Below are 2418 nucleotides of genomic sequence, written 5' to 3' on the forward strand. Positions count from 1 at the left end.
TCGTGCTGAACGGCCCCAATCTCAACCTGCTCGGCCTCCGGGAGCCCGACGTGTACGGGAAGGAGACCCTGGCCGGCGTCGAAGAGCTCTGCCGGAGCACCGCTGCGGCCCACGGGCTGCACGCCGACTGCCGGCAGAGCAACCATGAGGGTGTGCTCATCGACGCCATCCATGAGGCCCGCACCGCGCACCGGGGCATCGTGATCAATCCCGCCGGTTACAGCCACACCTCGGTCGCCGTGCGTGACGCGCTCGCCGCCGTGGAACTGCCCGTCGTGGAGGTCCACCTCTCGAACATCCACCGGCGGGAAGCCTTCCGCCACCACAGTCACGTCTCCGCCGTGGCCGACACCGTCATCTGCGGGGCGGGCGCCCACGGTTACGCCCTGGCACTCACCCACCTCGCCCAGCTCCTGGAGGAGAACCGGTGAGCCCGGACTCGTACCTCGTCGGCCTCATCGGCTCCGGCATCGGCCCCTCGCTCAGCCCCGCGCTCCACGAACGCGAGGCGGACCGGCAGAAGCTGCGCTACCTCTACCGGCTCATCGACATCGGCACGCTCGGTGTCCCGCCGGAGAAGACCGGTGAACTCGTCCGCTCCGCACGCGACATGGGATACGACGGCCTCAACGTCACGCACCCCTGCAAGCAGCAGGTCCTCGCCCACCTCGACGCGCTCTCGCCGCAGGCCGAGGCGCTCGGCGCGGTCAACACCGTGGTCTTCGAGGGCGGCCTCGCGATCGGCCACAACACCGACGTGACAGGCTTCGCCGCCTCCTTCACCCGCGGTCTGCCCGGCGCGCCGCTGGAGCGGGTCGTGCAGCTGGGAGCGGGCGGAGCCGGAGCGGCCGTCGCCCACGCCCTTCTCGGCCTCGGCGCCGTCCGGCTCACCGTGCTGGACGCCCTGCCCGACCGGGCGGCCGCCCTCGCGGAGTCCCTGAACCACCACTTCGGACCCGGCCGGGCCGCCGCCGCGGACCTCCTGGACCTCGCGGCGCACACAGCGAACGCCGACGGCCTGGTCAACGCCACACCCATCGGCATGGCCGCGCACCCCGGGCTCCCGCTCCCCGCCGACCTGCTGCACCCCGGGCTGTGGGTGGCCGAGATCGTCTACCGGCCGCTGGAGACCACGCTGGTCCGCACCGCCCGCGCCCTCGGCTGCCCCACCCTCGACGGCGGGGGCATGGCCGCCCTCCAGGCCGCCGACTCCTTCCGCCTCTTCACCGGCCGCGAACCCGACACCGCCCGCATGCTCGCCGACATCGCCGAACTCACGTCCGCGCACTGAAGCGCGCAGGAGGAACGACATGCGTACGTCCATCGCCACCGTCTCGCTCAGCGGAACGCTCACCGAGAAACTCGCCGCGGCGGCGCGCGCGGGCTTCGACGGCGTCGAGATCTTCGAGAACGACCTGACCGGGAGCCCGCTCGGCCCGGAGGAGATCAGGGAACGGGCCGCCGATCTCGGCCTGACGATCGACCTCTTCCAGCCGATGCGTGACATCGAGGCCGTCCCCGCCGACGTGTTCGCCCGCAACCTGCGGCGCGCCGAGCACAAGTTCCGGCTGATGCGGCGGCTGGGCGCCGACACCGTCCTGGTCTGCTCCAGCGTGTCGCCGTACGCCGTCGACGACGACGCCCTCGCCGCCGAGCAGCTGCGGCGGCTGGCGGACCTCGCGCAGGAGTCCGGGGTCCGGATCGCGTACGAGGCGCTGGCGTGGGGCCGCCACGTCAGCACCTACGAGCACGCCTGGCGCATCGTCGAGGCCGCGGACCACCCCGCACTCGGCGTCTGTCTGGACAGTTTCCACATCCTGGCCAGGGGCTCCGACGTCACCGGGATCGAGTCCGTCCCCGGGGAGAAGATCTTCTTCCTGCAACTCGCCGACGCCCCGCAGATGGCCCTGGACGTCCTTCAGTGGAGCCGCCACCACCGCTGCTTCCCGGGCCAGGGCGATCTCGACGTCACCGGGCTGGTGCGGGCCGCCGTCCGTGCCGGATACGACGGGCCGCTCTCCCTGGAGGTGTTCAACGACGTCTTCCGGCAGGCGGACGCGGGCCGCACCGCGATCGACGCCCGGCGCTCGCTGACGCTCCTCCAGGAGTCCGCGGGGCTGACCGCGCCGCCGGCGCCGGTCGTCCCCACCGGGTTCGCCTTCGTCGAGATCGCCACGGCCGACACGGCCAGGATCGCGCCCCTGCTGACCGCGCTGGGCTTCTCACGCACGGCCAGGCACTCCGGAAAGCCGGTGGACCTCTGGGAACAGGGGGAGGCCCGCATCCTGCTCAACACCGACACCGGCAGCCACCGGCCGGAGCCCGCGCTCACCGCGGTGGGCCTGGAGAGCCCCGACCCGGCGGGGGCCTCCGCCCGGGCCGAGTCGCTGCTCGCCCCCGTCCTGCCCCGGCGCCGCG

At 73.0% G+C, this 2418-nt stretch carries 3 protein-coding genes; all 3 read left to right on the forward strand.

The genetic code is table 11. The annotated features are described in order from the left end of the window. Positions 1 to 2: 2 nt before the first annotated feature. Positions 3 to 431, forward strand: a complete 429-nt coding sequence (gene aroQ, locus VN520_RS06440; protein ID WP_325745870.1) for a type II 3-dehydroquinate dehydratase — start codon at positions 3 to 5, stop codon at positions 429 to 431. Next, positions 428 to 1291, forward strand: a complete 864-nt coding sequence (locus VN520_RS06445) for a shikimate dehydrogenase (protein WP_325745871.1) — start codon at positions 428 to 430, stop codon at positions 1289 to 1291. The genes aroQ and VN520_RS06445 overlap by 4 nt, the downstream gene beginning before the upstream one ends. Before the next feature lie 19 nt (positions 1292 to 1310). Beyond that, on the forward strand, positions 1311 to 2418 hold a 1108-nt coding region (locus tag VN520_RS06450), incomplete at its 3' end, for a sugar phosphate isomerase/epimerase and 4-hydroxyphenylpyruvate domain-containing protein (protein ID WP_325745872.1).

This window comes from Streptomyces sp., from assembly GCF_035563135.1.
Classification (GTDB): domain Bacteria; phylum Actinomycetota; class Actinomycetes; order Streptomycetales; family Streptomycetaceae; genus Streptomyces.